Origin of the sequence: Vibrio neptunius, from assembly GCA_019339365.1 — a bacterium.
GTDB classification, from domain to species: domain Bacteria; phylum Pseudomonadota; class Gammaproteobacteria; order Enterobacterales; family Vibrionaceae; genus Vibrio; species Vibrio neptunius.
The window spans coordinates 3,513,558-3,530,549 of record CP079859.1; the positions used below are offsets into that span (position 1 = coordinate 3,513,558).

The 16,992-nt window shown below is 45.7% G+C and carries 11 protein-coding genes; 1 reads left to right on the forward strand and 10 read right to left on the reverse strand.

Annotation, left to right across the window (positions count from 1 at the left end):
• Positions 1-26 precede the first annotated feature (26 nt).
• From recX to KW548_16345, 8 genes are all read right to left on the reverse strand, one after another.
• Complete coding sequence (gene recX / locus KW548_16310; protein QXX06567.1) at positions 27-491, reverse strand: recombination regulator RecX; 465 nt, start codon at positions 489-491, stop codon at positions 27-29.
• Between the two features lie 82 nt (positions 492-573).
• Positions 574-1,620 (reverse strand): recombinase RecA, encoded by a 1,047-nt coding sequence (gene recA / locus KW548_16315; protein ID QXX06568.1) that lies wholly within the window; start codon positions 1,618-1,620, stop codon positions 574-576.
• A gap of 187 nt (positions 1,621-1,807) precedes the next feature.
• Positions 1,808-2,293, reverse strand: a complete 486-nt coding sequence (gene pncC, locus KW548_16320; protein ID QXX06569.1) for a nicotinamide-nucleotide amidase — start codon at positions 2,291-2,293, stop codon at positions 1,808-1,810.
• 78 nt (positions 2,294-2,371) lie between these two features.
• Positions 2,372-3,436 (reverse strand): toxic anion resistance protein, encoded by a 1,065-nt coding sequence (locus tag KW548_16325; GenBank protein QXX06570.1) that lies wholly within the window; start codon positions 3,434-3,436, stop codon positions 2,372-2,374.
• Between the two features lie 9 nt (positions 3,437-3,445).
• Positions 3,446-4,156 carry a phosphatidylserine synthase gene (locus KW548_16330; protein QXX06571.1) on the reverse strand — a complete coding sequence of 237 codons (711 nt, stop codon included), beginning with the start codon at positions 4,154-4,156 and terminating at the stop codon, positions 3,446-3,448.
• The gene (locus tag KW548_16335) at positions 4,146-9,011 is read right to left on the reverse strand and encodes a DNA repair ATPase (GenBank protein ID QXX06572.1); all 4,866 of its coding nucleotides are present in this window, start codon (positions 9,009-9,011) and stop codon (positions 4,146-4,148) included. Before KW548_16335 ends, KW548_16330 begins: the two co-directional genes overlap by 11 nt.
• A 59-nt stretch (positions 9,012-9,070) precedes the next feature.
• Positions 9,071-11,158 carry a peptidase gene (locus KW548_16340; GenBank protein ID QXX06573.1) on the reverse strand — a complete coding sequence of 696 codons (2,088 nt, stop codon included), beginning with the start codon at positions 11,156-11,158 and terminating at the stop codon, positions 9,071-9,073.
• A gap of 28 nt (positions 11,159-11,186) precedes the next feature.
• Positions 11,187-11,801, reverse strand: coding sequence for a DUF1449 domain-containing protein (locus KW548_16345; protein QXX06574.1), 615 nt, complete (start codon positions 11,799-11,801; stop codon positions 11,187-11,189).
• Positions 11,802-12,113: 312 nt separating this feature from the next.
• On the opposite strand from KW548_16345, the gene mutS reads away from it, so the two are divergent.
• Positions 12,114-14,678, forward strand: coding sequence for a DNA mismatch repair protein MutS (gene mutS / locus KW548_16350; GenBank protein QXX06575.1), 2,565 nt, complete (start codon positions 12,114-12,116; stop codon positions 14,676-14,678).
• Positions 14,679-14,741: 63 nt separating this feature from the next.
• Here mutS and lptG read toward each other — a convergent pair whose 3' ends face one another.
• Together lptG and lptF are read right to left on the reverse strand one after the other, a co-directional pair.
• Positions 14,742-15,812, reverse strand: a complete 1,071-nt coding sequence (gene lptG / locus KW548_16355) for an LPS export ABC transporter permease LptG (GenBank protein QXX06576.1) — start codon at positions 15,810-15,812, stop codon at positions 14,742-14,744.
• Between the two features lie 3 nt (positions 15,813-15,815).
• Positions 15,816-16,919 carry an LPS export ABC transporter permease LptF gene (lptF, locus tag KW548_16360; GenBank protein QXX06577.1) on the reverse strand — a complete coding sequence of 368 codons (1,104 nt, stop codon included), beginning with the start codon at positions 16,917-16,919 and terminating at the stop codon, positions 15,816-15,818.
• Positions 16,920-16,992: the final 73 nt, after the last annotated feature.

The following is a 16,992-nucleotide window of genomic DNA, read 5'->3' on the forward strand; positions in this document are numbered from 1 at the left end:
TCAAAAAATGAGCGCATAACCACTATTTATGATCCGTCTTCAGTACTCAGGGCATAGCTTATTTGTTCAAAGCTGTAGCCACGATATTGAAGAAATCGAACCTGTTTTGCATACTCTTTCTGATCTTTCGCTTTAAGGCCTTTGAACTTTTTTTCGGCAGCCTGTTTCGCCAACTCAAACCAGTCTTGTGGCTCTTCTTCAAATGCCTTTTCGATGGTGGGTTCACTGACACGTTTCTGATTAAGTTCCTGACGAATACGTCGTTCACCATGCCCTTTGTATACATGCTGTCGGATCTGGCTTTTGGCGTAACGAAGGTCGTCTAAGTAGTTGTGGTCAAGACAGAACTTCACCGCTTCTTGAATCGCCTCTTCTTCATAACCTTTCATTGCAAGCTTCTGATAAAGCTCATACTCACCATGGTCACGCCGACTAAGCCGTTGAATGGCGGCTTCTTTACTGGATAAAGTGGGAGGTTTGCGTTGAAACATAAGCACTCAACATTATTCGGTTACGCTAAATACAACAAAGCCCTGCAAGTTGCAGGGCTTCAAAACTCTGAGCTATGAGTACTTATAGCTCTTCTTGCTCTGGCATTTCACCTAGCTCAGCGGCGTCTGGCTGAATTTCTGCCGGAGTTAGCAACAACTCACGCAGTTTAGTGTCGATTTGCTGAGCCGCCGCTGGGTTTTCACGCAGGTACTTACACGCATTGGCTTTACCCTGGCCAATCTTATCGCCATTGTAGCTATACCAAGCACCCGCTTTTTCAACCAGCTTATTCTTCACGCCTAGGTCAATCAACTCACCTTCACGGTTAAAGCCTGCGCCGTACATGATTTGCGTTTCCGCTTGTTTAAACGGTGCCGCGATCTTGTTCTTAACCACTTTAATGCGAGTTTCGTTACCTACCACTTCGTCGCCTTCCTTGATAGAGCCTGTGCGGCGGATATCAAGACGAACAGAAGCGTAGAATTTTAGTGCATTACCACCTGTAGTCGTTTCAGGGTTACCAAACATGACACCGATCTTCATACGGATCTGGTTGATGAAGATACACATACAGTTTGACTGCTTCAGGTTACCCGTCAGCTTACGCATTGCTTGAGAAAGCATACGCGCCTGAAGACCCATATGGCTATCGCCCATCTCACCTTCGATTTCCGCTTTCGGTGTCAATGCAGCCACAGAGTCGACAACCATAACGTCAATCGCACCTGATCGCGCCAGAGCATCACAAATCTCTAATGCTTGTTCACCCGTGTCTGGCTGAGAAACCAATAGTGCATCAATATCTACGCCTAGCTTCTTAGCGTAGACAGGATCAAGAGCGTGTTCGGCATCAATAAAGGCACATGTTTTACCTTCACGTTGTGCAGCAGCAATCAGCTCAAGAGTTAGCGTCGTCTTACCTGATGACTCTGGGCCATAAACTTCAACGATACGGCCCATTGGCAGACCACCAGCACCCAATGCGATATCAAGAGAAAGTGAACCTGTCGAGATGGTTTCAACATCCATAGCACGGTTATCACCAAGACGCATAATAGAGCCTTTACCGAATTGCTTTTCAATCTGACCGAGCGCAGCGGCAAGCGCTTTCTGTTTGTTATCGTCCATCACTTTCTCCGATTTTTTCATCAACGCATTGATGATCTTTGAATTCTTCTCTATTTTCCTCAGAGTCCACTGAGGCAATCAATGAAAATCATTATACTGTTGATTCATACAGTGTCTATAGCTGTATGAATTTTTTTTAGACTTTCGTTATATCTATCTAATTTTTAAATACTTTAATTTTAAAAACCTACGACTGCACACGCTCACTTAGTTCCTCATACAGGACCTTTTGCGCCACTTCGACAGCTTGCCTACGAACTTCATGACGGTCGCCATCAAAGCAATACGTTGCTGCTTTACTCCATCCACTGTCATCAGCCCACGCAAAGCATACGGTCCCTACTGGCTTATCTTCGCTTCCGCCATCTGGCCCTGCGATACCGCTGACAGATACACCAATATTGGCATTTGAGTGTTTAATCGCCCCCAACACCATTTCAGTAACCGTTTCTTCACTGACGGCACCATGAGCGATCAAGGTCGATGCTTCAACATCCAGCATTTCCATTTTTGCTTCATTGCTGTAGGTAATGAATGCTCGTTCAAACCAAGCAGAGCTACCTGCAATATCCGTAATCGCGGCTGAAACGCCACCACCAGTGCAAGATTCAGCAGTGGTCAGAATGTATTGTTGAGATTGCAACAAAGCTCCCAACTGCGCGCTTAACTCCATATCTAGTTTCCTGTTCAATCACTTTGCGGATAGCATAGAATAAAACGACGGCTAAGATTAGCCGTCGTTGCCTGAACGTTATTTTTCCAGAGATTGTTGTAGGGCAGATTTCAGCTCTTGCTCTGCCTGCTCAATCACTCGCTGCGCCTTTTCACGCTGCTCTCGACCTTCTTTTGCTCTTGAGAGGGTATTGCTTAGAGTTTCAATGGTGAGCTGATTGACTGTTTGTAACGAATCTAAATCCAAAATACCGCGCTGGTAGTTCTCGGCAATTTGCTCTTCTAACACTTTGAGCTTCTGTGCATTCTGAACGTACTGCTTGTTGGTGTAATCTTTGACCGCATGTGTAACTTGCAGCGCTTTTTCCTTTTCATAATTGGAAATAGCAATCAAAAATTGGCGCTTCCACAACGGGAAAGTGTTATGAACGATATCTTGAATATCCTCCATCAACATTTTGTTGCCCTCTTGGGACAAACGAATCTGTGGTGCAGTTTGAATCGCGGCCAACCTAGTGAGCTCCAAGTTGTGTACGCGTTTTTCTAACCTCGCCACAGCCTGTGTCGCATCTCGGTATTGCTGCGCATCTAAAGCATCTTCACTTTGTTCGGATTTAGCAAGCAGCCGCGGTAACACATCGCTATTAAGCTGACTTAACTTGTATCGACCTGCGTCAATATAATGTTCTAACCCTTCCAGTAGCTCTAGATTATGTTGGTACAGCGTATCAAGTTGATTAATGTCATGCGCTAATTTCACTTCCTGTCCTTGCAAGCGCTCAACCAATTGATCTAGCTGATTTCTCACTGAGTCAAAGCTCGTTGAAAACCTCTTGAACGAATCAAACACTTCACCAAACAAAGGTAATCGCGACAGTAAGCTACGCTGACCTAGTTGATCAAACGCACTGCTATCCATTGAAGACACCATGGCTTGAAGAATATCGCCAGCTTCACCACTGTCTCTGACTCTAACCTGAGCTAAAACAGAATCAGAGAAAGCGGTGATTTTCTCCAGCGCTTCACTACCAAAAGTAATGGTCGCCACACTGTCAAAGGGATCAAAACGTTCGGCAATAGCCACTACTTCTGGAGTTGCTTCTACTTTCATCACTTCTGGCGGGGCTGTAACAGGTTCCGTCATAGGTGCTCCTTAATATTGTGAAGGCTGATGGCAGGGAAACTGCTGCCACAGTTTTTCAAACTGTCTTGAAAAGGATTGAAGGAAGCGTTTGTCATCAGACAAAGTTATGTCTTCCTGATTGTATTTCGATGCGCTACGTGTCCAGTTGAAACTACCATTAATAAGACGCTTCTGATCGAAAATCGCAAACTTATGGTGCATATGATAGGGCGTGGTATCAATTTTAACAGCAACACCTTGCTCGGCTAAATACTCAATATCGCTGCCTTTGTCATACATTTTGTCGTTGTCTGAGATAATTCGAACGGTGACTCCACGTTGGTGAGCTTCAAGAATGTGTTTAGTCAGATCATCATCAGCAATAGTAAACACGCAAATATCGATGGAGTCACGAGCCAACTTTAACTGCTCAATTATGCCAGTAGAGCAGCTTCTCCCTGGCGAAAACCAACTGGTCGCTAACTCACTTGACTGACCCGCGATGACGTTATCCAGTACCTTAATGATACGTTCAAGCCAACGTAATACCGCCATCGGATCAGAGCCTTTCTCCATGAATTGCTTAGCGAGCTTAAAACTCTGATTGCGTAAAAACGCTCGGTCTTCTTCTGACATTACCGCTTCCGTCAGTTCCGCCTGAAGATGGCGTCTCTCATGGTCATCAAGGCGATAGTCTATCAAAGACTCTTCCAGCCATTTGGCCCATTGATTACGATTCATTGGTACTCTCCTGCCCAAAACGCGCGACATGCTGGTTGAGCATTGCTAATTGTTGGACAACTTGACCGGCTCTGTCTTCAGAGTCTCCCATGAGTTGCTGACGTTGATAGCTCTGTTTGATTTCTTCCCACCTGTCCATTTGGTCTGGGGTCATATTGCCTCTAAGTTCAGCCAGCTTGAGTAAGTTCTCTTCGGTGCCACTGGCAAGGGTCTGAGCTTCGCCCTGATAATGATCTTGAAGTAGGGTGTTTAACTCTTCTTCGGTCATCACCGACGAGATTTTCTCTACTAGCTTGTTCATGTTTCGGTATGAACCCTGCAACTTAAATGCAGGTTCCACACGGTACTGATCCGCCGTTGCAGCTGATTGAATATACTGTTGATTCACTTTCAGAACCGTTTGCTGAACCTGTGTTAGCTTTTGAATCGTAGCAACAATTTCGCTGGCTTCGGTTGCGGAATATGAGTGGCTCATCTCACTCAATGCAATGCTCTCTCCTTGTGCCATACGGACAAAACGATACAAGTCATTCAGATCGCGAGTAGCCAGTGGGGCCAACACGGAGTTAGAGGTCAGCGAGTTTTCAATAAAGCTCAGCTCAAACGCCAGTTTTTGATCGGATAGCATATCACCGAGGTTGTAGATATCCGCTCGGTTGGCCAACATATCGGGAATACGAAACGCTTCACCGGTTTCAGTGTATGGGTTGCCTGCCATAACCACAGCAAACTTCTTCCCTCTCATATCGTATGTTTTGGTTTTACCTTGCCAGGTTCCTTCAATACGACGAGTACCATCACACAAAGAAATAAATTTCTGCAGCAACTCAGGGTGAGTATGTTGAATATCGTCGAGGTACAGGAGCACGTTGTTACCCATCTCAAACGCCAGATTAATTTTCTCTATCTCGCGAGCCGCGTTCTGATCCGGTGCATCTGCCGGATCCAGAGAAGTCGCCTGATGACCAATAGAAGGACCATTGATCTTCATAAATACTAGGCCTAACTTATGTGCAACGTATTCAATTAACGTGGTTTTTCCGTAACCTGGCGGTGAAATCAGCAGCAACATTCCCATTAAGTCGGTACGCTTGTTGTCTCCAATCGTTCCCATCTGTTTGGCGAAGTTATCACCGATCAATGGCAAATAACTTTCACTGATGAGTTTATTGCGGACAAAAGAAGTCAGTGGGCGAGGTTTAAACTCTTCTAGACGGAACTGTTCCTTTGCTTTGGACAATAGCTCGGTCCTTTGCCCTAAATAGGCTTCATATTGAGGTACTACCTGACTTCGATGTGATTCGCCGCGCTGGATAAAATCATCCAATACGACAACCAATTCACCGTTGTTGACCCTATCATGCTCCCCAAGCAATCCAGAGACTGTACACTGCAAAGAAAAGTCGATGCTCTCTAACGTTAGAGCAGCTTGAGTCTTGCACAATGCGATCGCCGCGCTTTCGACGACGAATGCTTGACCATATTCTTTCTGAGTGGTGTATGCCTTCAACCACTGTTGGTGATCGCTAAACTGCTCACTCATTGGTTGTTCAGAGGGTGACCATCCTAAGCTTCTGCGGAACTGAAGATAATCTTCGCATAAAGTAAGAGCATCTTGACTGACCTGAATTGTCGTCTCTTTTTGCGCTAAAAGGTGAATCAAGTAACGGGCACTGTCATCGGCCTCATCGCCTGAAAAGTCCAACACTAACTGCTGCTGTAATTGGTTAAAGGCGTCAGAAGCATTCAGGTGTTCACGCAGCAATTGAGCGTTTATCGCTTTGATTCTCATCTCATTTACAAAGCTTTCATTGTGCTCAAGCAGCCAAAGGAAGGCATTCGCTCTCGCAGTTTGGCTAAAACGCAGCAAGCCTGCTTTTTGGTAGATAGGTAACAACTGAGATAAGATTTTTACAGCATCACTGTCGTGAATCCCTTTGACATACCCTTCACGATAACGAGGCGCTGCAAAACGCTGGACTAATTCAGCCAAACGATTTTCACTCAATGCATGATACAAAGTGTTTAAATTTAAACCGGCTTCATTTTGCTCAGCGGAATAAACCATCAGATAAGCCAAATACTCTGCGCGATAAACAATGTCACTTTCTGATGCGACTTCCAACCGTGCAACATTTTGCAACTGTAAGAACTCTTCATTTTCAATCGGCTGATAGAAATCCGTTCCAGAAATATGGGTACAAAGCCGACCTTGTTGTTCGATCAGACTTAAGTCCAACGCCTGTTGATTGACGCTAAAGCGATGTTTACCTAAACGCAGAACTTTACCACCTTGCTCAAAAATATCCTGATTATCGCGCAGCGAGCGCAATGATTGGTCTTGCAAAGATTTGAGTTTGGCATCCAAACTGTCCGCTTTAACGCTATCTCCCAATTGGCGAATCGATTCTGACAACTGATGCAATTTGAGCACCATTGCGTCGGTCGCGAAGTAACTATTTAGACCTGCCACATCTTCAAACTTAGCCACACGTTTATCGATGCTACTCATCGTCACCGTAGCAGCCTGCAACAAGTTCTGCACTCTGCGCTGCTGCGCCGCGATCAACTGCTGCTTGTGGTTATCCAGAGTCGATTGAATTTCATCTCTTTTGGCATAAATCTCTGCGAGGAATTGGTCAAAATCAGCAAAGCGGGATTCCAGCTTATCAAGTTGGCTAATCAATTTGGCTAGCTGAGTATCGCAATCATCCGGTGATGTCGCCTGCTCCATCGCGCTACTCACCGACTGACCGAGCAGTTTAAACTGAGCACTGAACTCCGCTTGCGCTTCCTCGCTCTGTAGACCTTTACTTCTGCTACGCAGCTTAGCGGAAACACTGTTAAGCAGCGAAGAGATTTCCGTGGTAAGATCGAGGATCCGGGTTGACTGAGTTGGATCATCGGTTTCAATATCCGTGACTTCTTCGGTGACCAACTGAAGATCACTTCTTAAATCATCTAATTGCTGTTGAAGGTTAGTCATATGAGACGTTTTTTCTGTCTGCTCTAACTCCACTTCAATTTGTTTGATGTGTTTTTTAAATGGCTGGTAGGCTTTTTCATCCTGCAACAATGTGAGTAGCTGCTGGTTCAGTGATTCGCGTTGCTGCTGAAGTACCGTCAACATATCATCAACGATCATCACATCGACATAATGTTGCTGACGCAAAGCCATTGTCGCGCCCACCTGACCTTTTACATCAGCCAGTAAACCTAGCAGTACATTCGCTTGCTCTTTAGGCGCAAGTTTTATTTTGCCAACCAGATCGTTAATGACGACTTGCTGCTGCTCTGTGCTTTGAGAGGCATGGCTTTGCAATTGTTGAACTTTAGCAAACTCATCGATGATTTTATCTGCTGTAACCATCAGTTCGTTAATGGCAGTTCCGATACCCAACGCATAGTCATGACTCAACCAATGGTAATGATCAAGAGTGCTTTGGCTCTGCTTAAGCAGCATCTCATAAGCGGCCTGTGTCACCTCTTCCGTTTGCGCTAACTGGCACACAGACAGAACAGAAGATAGCGCACGAACCAGTTCCGCATTGCCTAAATGAAACAGTGGGCTACTGCCATCAGTTTGAGCGTGAACACTCGCGTAATGCTCTGACGTTGAGAAGGGGGTATCCCACACACGTAAAGGGTGGATAGTGGAAGCTTCAGCATTTTCTGACAGTTGGAAAACGAGCAGTCGCCCATCAGGGTATAGGCTAAAGCCGTGGCTTTCCATTGGCGCCGCAAACTGTTTTTCTATCATGTTGTAGGTGAAGGCAACATAGTAGCCTTGCGACATATTGAAGAAGAAATACAAAATATCTTCGCCATTGGGCGACACCACTTTCTGGAAAAACTGCAGATGTTGCCAAGGCATGTCAAATTGTTTGTGCTCACCATTCGCTAGCACGTAGCCATTGGCATATAAAATACCGTGCTCTTCAGGTAAAGCTTTTGCACTAACGCTCAAAGCATCCGTTCGGACAACCGATTGGGTGAGAGGGTTATACACAAAGTAACGATCTTTTCGCTCACGGTTAGGACGGATTTTCAATGCGATCAACTCACCAACAAACGCATAGTCAATGTGAGCATCAGCTACGCTTTGGTGATGATCTTCCACTTCCTCGCTGTAAATACCTTTGCCATCATTGGTATTGTCTTCGATTTTAATGGTTAGATCGCCGCCAATACATTCCACAAACAACTTGTCAGCAATAGAAACATGAGGATGGTTACCCATAATATGATCATCACGGGTCGTAGCGATCCAATCGAAATCGTGTTGAACGGTTTCAGTGAGAGAGGCATGCCCTGCAGAGTCCAAATATTCAATAGAGTTTGCATTGATCTGAAAGCGAAACACTTTGCGATCTTCTACCCGCATACCAATTTGAAACGCTATGTAAAGCGTACTTTCCTGTCGTGAAATCTGAGACAAACGGGCGTCACGGTAGTAAGTAAACAGCTCCGTAAATTCGTGTTGAAAACGAATATCTTGGAGGAAACTGTTTTCTAACGAGGTAGGCTCGATACGAAGCGTCCCTTCGTTTTCATGCAGTTGATAAAGACCAAACACGTCCTGCAAAGCAGGCACTGCTTTCATGCCAACGTGTACTTGATAGCCAAACAGTAGTTGCTGATTGACTTGAGCCATGTCAATGGGAATACAACGAGCGTCAGTTTGAACATTTGTCTTACCGACCAGTTTAAGTTCTTGGCCGCCGAAGACTTGTTGACGCTGCTGATTAAAAGAGTGTGTGAGCGATTTTAACTGTTGGCCTTGTTGAGCCAAACGAGATTTGAGAATCTCGTATGCGCCACCTTCACTCACCGCTTTCTGAGTCGAATCTGACATAGTAATACCTGTTTATCCCGCTTGTGTGAAAGCGGGATTCTATGAGATTGATTGTAACGCTACGCTTTATTTTCTGAAGAGACGTCTAACGAACTTTGAATTTTCTTCATCAGTTCGGCAGCTCCGCCTTGTGAATTCAGCAAACTTGCTAACGCAACATTACTAAGATCACTGCTCTTTAGATTGGTATTCTCAAGTACGTCTTTGATGTCTTGAGGCAGACTGCGATTGCCTTCCATGTAATCAGAGACCAATGGATTAAGCACTTTCGACTCTTCAAATTTACTGTCCATTGCGGCCGCATCCATAATAGTACGGCGGATCTGTTCCAACCCTTCGCCACCAAAGAGTTTGATATCTGCCTCTGACAGTGCCTGAGCAATAGCCTTAGCATTTTCACCAACTACGGATTTCTGCGCATCAATACGCGCCAGCTCCAGATCTTTCTCTTGCTGCAGTTGCATTACCCACTTATCGTGCTCACGTGTATGCTCATCATATTGCTGAGCTGCTTCAAAGCGCGCCGATTGTGCTTCTGCCTCCGCAAGACCTTTCGCACGCATTGCCTGAGCTTCCGCTTCACCAGCGCTTTGTAGAGTGAATGCCTCAGCTTCACCCGTTTCACGAATGGCCTGCGCTCGTTCGCGATCCACTTCAACTTCAGCCAGTCCGGTCGCTCTGATAAGTTCTTTCTCAGCTTGAGCCATACGCTCTTTCGCGGCCGCTTCTTTGTCTTTGGTAATGAATTCTGCCTCTGCACGTTTTACAACGACGATCTGCTCCGCTTCCGCTTCACGCGACTTCACAGCCAGTTCATTTTCCGCTTCACGGGTTTTCACTTTCAGCTCAGCTTCGTTTTCGATCAACAAACGTTCAGCGCGCTCTTTAGCGGCATCTTTTTCAGCACGAGCAGCAACGAGGAGTTCTAATTGTGCTGCTTCTGCTGCAGCCTCAGCCTCCACCATGGTTACACGCTTCTTACGGTTGACCTGTTCATTCACTCGTAAGTTTTCCGTTTCTTCTTCTTCACGAGCAATCTTGCGTTCGATTTCTACACGCTGAGAACGTGTTTCTGCAACTGATTTTAATGATTCCTCAACCGTCGTCTCTTTCTGCATTTCTTTTTCCACAACTTCAGTTGCAGTCCGAACTTTTTCAGTTTCCACAGAACGAGTGAGTTCTTCTTCTTGAATCGCGACCTGACGCTGGTTAGCAATGCGCGTCATTTCCACTTCCATCTGCACACTTTCGCGTTTTTTCGCGACTTCTTCTTCGGTTTCCAACTTCGCGAGTTCAGTAATGCGTTGGTATTCTTCTTTCTTCTCAGCAGACAAAGCTTCTTCTTGTGCTTTAATGATCTCCACTTCACGCTGAGTTCGCGCCACACTTTCCTGCTCTTGTTTATCAAGCTGAAGACGGTTTGCTTCCGCCTCAACATTTTTCTTTTTGATCGTCGTACGCTCATCTTGACGAATAGCGTTGGTTTCCGTGTTTTTTTGTGCCGTAATCGCCGAGATCTTACGAATACCCTCTACATCAAGAATGTTATTTGGGTTGTGAGCATCAAGCGCGGTTTGGTCAATCTTATCGATCACAACGTCATAGATCTTGAAACCATCCATCTCACTGCCGATCACCTGAACAACGGCATCACGGAATGCACGTCTATTGGTCAGCAATTCTTCGAATTCAAACTGCTTCACTGCCGTTTTTAGTGCTTCAGAGAATTTCGGCTGGAAGTGTTCTTTCAAACGCTCTAAGTTCGAAGCTTCATGGGCAGTAAACAACTTTGCGACACGAACGATATCTTCTTCTTCATGGTTTACCCCGATGTAGAAATCGACTTTTAGATCCGCTCGAATGTTGTCGCGACAGTGCAAACCTTCGTACTCTTCCCCCTCCTGATCTTTGCGTCCGCTACGAGTCACCGAGATCTTCTTGCGGGTGATGTCCATGTATTCAAACCGGTTGATCACAGGCCATACAAACGTGCCCGTCAATGAAGCGCGAGTGCGCTCCAAGCCATTAACGATCAGAGCATCGCCTTCGCCTCTCACCTTTTTGTATCGTGAAGTAAGAAAAATCAAAATGAGCAGTGCGACACCACCACCCACTGCCATAAAAATTACACTTGGGGAAATTTCCATTAACCAACTCCTGTTGTAAAAATTTTGATTATTTTTTTGCTATTACGTAGCGACGAGATTTGGCTTCTTTGGCCACAATGATCACTTCATCACCGTATTCAATATCAACCTCTTGCTCCGTCACCGCATCAAGTAAGTATTCATTTCCATTCTGAACAACCATGACTTCGCCAACCTCAGAAGTCACTTTGCTACTATGCACTCTTGCTGACAATCCCACATACTCAACCTGAGCAAAGGCGTTTTTCTTATCAAACAGGGGACTCAAGGGTTTTAACAACCAAGCAGCAATCACTAAAGCCAAATACGCAGTTATAGGAATAGAAACGAGGTTTGCAGCCATGAGTAGCCCGTCTTTCCACCAGTTTTGAGCCCATTGCGACGCATAGAAAGACACAACCGTCGCAACAAAAAAGCTACAGCAAAGCGCTACCATAAGCGGCACTTTAGACAACACAGGTGGCAATATAAGCCCCGAACCAGGAAGGCTATCGAAATCAAACAGATCGATTTCAGCCGTCGCACTTTCAACGACGTTGAATGCCAAATCAATCAACATCACCACTAAAAGCACTAAAAAGGGCACAAAGAAAAGGCTGGTGGGGAATGCCATCAGCTCAGATAAGAAATCATTCAAAGTCATAGACGTCACATAGTTGTTTTTGCAGCATCAGATCGATACTGAGTTTATTTACATACTTATAAATAAGTTGGACATTTACGGTCAGAATACTTAACCAACAAGGTGAATAAAAACGATTTGCATCATTATATGACTCACTTCATAAAAAACCATTTAAATCATAAACCTTTAATACAATTCCCCCTCTAACTACATCGTTTAGAAATCGCTATTCCCAGCGAACACTCACCCTATAAAACAAGCGAATCTCTTTTCGCTGGCAGAGGATTCACGTATCCTAAGCCACAATAAACTCAAATGAAGAAGTTACCCGTGAAAGCCGAACAAAAACACACTCCCATGATGCAGCAGTACCTCAAATTAAAGGCTGAGAATCCGGATATATTGCTGTTTTATCGAATGGGAGATTTCTATGAGCTTTTTTATGAAGATGCCAAACGTGCATCTCAGTTACTTGACATCTCGCTAACAAAACGCGGCGCTTCCGCTGGTGAACCTATTCCTATGGCCGGTGTCCCGTTTCATGCAGTAGAGGGGTATCTGGCTAAGCTCGTTCAGCTCGGTGAGTCAGTGGCTATCTGTGAGCAGATTGGCGACCCAGCCACCAGTAAAGGGCCCGTTGAGCGCCAAGTCGTTCGTATCGTGACGCCGGGTACGGTAACCGACGAAGCACTGCTCTCGGAACGGATTGATAACCTCATCGCAGCGATTTATCACCACGATGGTCAGTTTGGTTATGCCACACTGAATGTAACCTCTGGCCGCTTCCAGCTCATGGAACCGGAAACCGAGGAAGCGATGGCAGCAGAACTGCAACGCACAGCCCCTCGTGAACTGCTCTTTCCTGAAGACTTCGAACCAGTAGAATTAATGGCCACGCGCAACGGTAATCGCCGTCGTCCCATTTGGGAATTTGAGCTCGACACCGCTAAGCAGCAGTTAAACCAACAATTTGGTACTCGTGATTTAGTCGGTTTCGGTGTAGAACAAGCACATCTTGGACTATGCGCTGCGGGTTGTCTTATTCAGTATGTGAAAGACACACAACGTACTGCCCTGCCCCATATCCGCTCCCTGACTTATGATCGTCAAGATCATTCCGTTATTCTCGATGCTGCCACTCGTCGTAATCTGGAGATCACTCAGAACTTGGCTGGTGGCACTGACAATACACTCGCAGAAGTCATTGATCATACTGCAACTCCAATGGGGAGCCGAATGTTGAAACGTTGGCTTCATCAGCCAATGCGTGACATCAATACGCTCAACCATCGTCTGGACGCGATCAGCGAACTGAAAGAAATGACTTTGTTTGCTGAACTAAACCCTGTTCTCAAACAGATTGGCGACATCGAACGTATCTTGGCACGTCTTGCTTTGCGCAGCGCTCGCCCACGTGACATGGCGCGCTTACGCCATGCTATGCAGCAATTACCTGAGTTGGCAGAAACAATGGGTACGCTTGCTCACCCTTACCTCACCAAGCTAGGTGACTATGCGGCTCCACAAGAGGCCGTTTGTGAGCTGCTAGAACGCGCCATTAAAGAGAACCCACCGGTAGTGATCCGAGAGGGTGGCGTGATTGCTGAAGGGTATAATGCCGAACTCGACGAATGGCGAAAGTTGGCCGACGGTGCGACAGAGTATCTAGAAAAGATGGAACAGGATGAACGTGAACGCCATGGCATCGATACGCTCAAGGTCGGCTACAACAATGTTCACGGATTCTTCATCCAAGTCAGTCGCGGACAAAGTCACCTTGTACCTCCGCACTATGTACGTCGTCAAACGTTGAAAAACGCCGAGCGTTACATCATTCCTGAGCTGAAAGAACATGAAGATAAGGTTCTTAACTCAAAGTCAAAGGCACTGGCGCTTGAGAAACAATTGTGGGAAGAGCTGTTTGACCTTTTAATGCCCCACCTAGAAAAGCTGCAGAATTTGGCTTCGGCTATTTCCCAAATAGATGTACTGCAAAACCTTGCAGAGCGTGCGGATAGCTTAGATTACTGTCGACCTGTAATGAGTCAAGATCCTGGTATTCACATCCAGTCAGGGCGCCACCCCGTCGTCGAGCAAGTAATGAATGAACCATTTATTGCTAATCCGATAGAGCTAAACCCACAGCGTAAGATGCTGATCATTACTGGTCCGAACATGGGTGGTAAATCAACCTACATGCGTCAAACCGCTTTAATTGCTCTTATGGCCCATATCGGTTCTTACGTACCAGCTGAATCGGCACAGATTGGCTCGATCGATCGCATCTTCACGCGTATAGGGGCATCCGATGATCTCGCCTCAGGACGTTCGACCTTCATGGTAGAGATGACTGAAACGGCCAACATCCTTCACAATGCGACGCCTAATAGCCTAGTACTGATGGATGAAATCGGCCGAGGTACCAGTACTTATGATGGCCTCTCACTCGCATGGGCGAGTGCAGAATGGTTGGCAAAAGAACTTGGTTCCATGACCTTATTTGCCACTCACTATTTTGAGCTGACCGAATTACCGAACCAGATTCCTCATTTAGCGAATGTCCACTTAGATGCGGTTGAGCACGGCGATACGATTGCCTTCATGCATGCCGTTCAGGACGGTGCTGCCAGCAAATCTTATGGCCTTGCTGTGGCTGGGCTGGCTGGGGTACCAAAGAGCGTGATTAAAAATGCCCGAGCAAAATTAACTCAGCTTGAACAACTCAGTCAGGGAGAAAGCAGCAACGTCACCTGTAGTTCGGTCGATATTGCCAATCAACTGAGCCTAATTCCAGAGCCAAGTGAAGTGGAAGAAGCTCTCTCTGCTATCGACCCAGACGATTTAACGCCACGTCAAGCACTGGAAGCATTGTACCGTCTGAAAAAGTTGCTGTAATAAAAAGCAAAACGGCAGCCATTCGCTGCCGTTTCTCTTTGTCACTTTATAATAACCGACGCTTTAAAGCTTTCTACGTAATAGCATCAACGCCACGGTTAAAAACACGATACTAGGCATAACAGCACCAAAGACCGGAGGAATACTGTAAACCAGGCTCAGTGGACCAAAGAACTCGCTAGAGATGTAGAAAGTGAATCCTGCGACCACGCCAGATAAAATACGCGCTCCCATTGTCACACTGCGCAACGGCCCAAAAATGAACGATAGCGCCATAAGCATCATCACTGCGATCGAGAATGGCTGAGTGATTTTACGCCATAAAGCCAACTCATAGCGCGAGGCATCCTGCTCTGAAGCTTTGAGGTAAGTGACATAATCATATAATCCACTCAAAGATAGTTCTTCTGGTTTTACCGTGACCACAGCCAATTTATCTGGCGCGAGAGAGGTCGTCCATCGGTACTCCGGCAAACTGGTTTTAGAGATTTCAATCTCATCTGACATTTCCGTAACCTGAACATCTTTCATCACCCAGGTATTATCAGACAGATAATCGACTTCCGCTGCATGCACAACACTTTCTAATTGCTTTTTATCGTTGAAGCGCCACATGTTCAAACCGTAAAGTTTATCGTCTTCAACTTTGCCAAGAAAAATAAAGTCGTTCGCATCTCGCGCCCAAACACCGGTTCGCACTGACATGATCGCTCCGCCAGATGTAGTAAAAGCACGCAGATCACGCGCCATCTTTTGAGCTTGAGGGGCCCCCCACTGACCAAGTAAAGTCACCAGAATCATTAATGGGACTGCTGTTTTTAATACTGACAGCCCGATATCAAGCTTGGAATAACCAGCCGCCTGCATCACTACCAACTCGGAACTTGAGGCCAGCATGCCTAATCCAATTAAAGCGCCCAATAATGCAGCCATTGGGAAGAACATTTCAATATCACGAGGAATACTCAACAATACGTAGAAAAGAGCTTGGATTAAGTCATAACTGCCCTGACCTACTTTACGTAGCTGCTCAACGTACTTGATGATGGCAGAAAGGCCCACAAATGTCGCCAACACCAGTGACGTAGTTGCGATAATGGTTCTACCAATATACAGATCGAGAATTTTAAACACGACTTATGCTGCCTTCTTTCTTTGTCTTAGTTTGTCTTTAAAGCGTCGCATTGGAATACTGTCCAAAGAATTGATCCCTAACGCAGTCAACAGCAAAGCGGCGTTAATCGGCCACATACCGATAAAAGACGGGATCGAGCCATCTTCCAGCGCAGACTTCGTTGCACTGATCGAGAGGAAATACGCCAGATAGATGAGAATCGCTGGGCCCATTTTCGCAAAGCGCCCCTGACGCGGATTCACCGCTGACAACGGAACAACCAACATGGTCAGAAGCGGAATGCAAACCACCAGAGAAATACGCCATTGCAATTCAGCCTGAGCGCGCGGATCTGGGTTAGACACTAACTGCATCGTAGGGATAGCTTCCCAGTCACGCCCTTTCGGTTTCACATCACGTTGACCAATCAAACCTTCATACTGATCAAAATCGGTCACCATGTAATCAACGCGCGTTGGTACACCTTCATAACGCGTACCGTCGTACATGCGAATAACCTGACGTCCATCACTTAATTCTTTCACTTCACCAGATTGCGAGAAGGACACACTTGGCAAAATTGAATCACGTGGGCGCATCTGAGCAACGAATACATGTTTAAGCTGCTTGCCTTCAATATCATCAATAAAGACCACTGAAGAACCGTCTGGGGTGCCTTGGAACTGACCCTTTTGCAATAAATCAACACTATTTTCAGCTTCCACTTCTTCCTGTAACTGAATCAGCTTTTCCTGACTCATTGGTGAAAACACAAATGCATTGGCTGCGGCAATCACACCGGTAATAACGGCCAAATACAAGGCAGCACGTATCAGGAATTTATTGCCGATCCCTGTTGCATTCATGACAGTTATTTCACTTTCCGCATACAGACGACCGAAAGTCAGCAAAATACCAAGGAAAAGACTCAAAGGGAGCATCAATAAGCCCATCGAAGGCATACTCAAACTCACATAGTGCATCACCAGACCGGCAGGAATATCACCATCCGACGCATCCGCTAAAACTTTGATCAATTTTTGGCTTAAAAACACTAAAAACAGGATAAAAAATATCGCTAACTGGCTCTTGAGTGTCTCGCGGATCAAATATCTAACAATAATCACGCTGAAATTACCTATACAAAACTTGTTTTTTTAATTGAATCACTATAATTTCCCGTTGAACCTTTTATTTTTA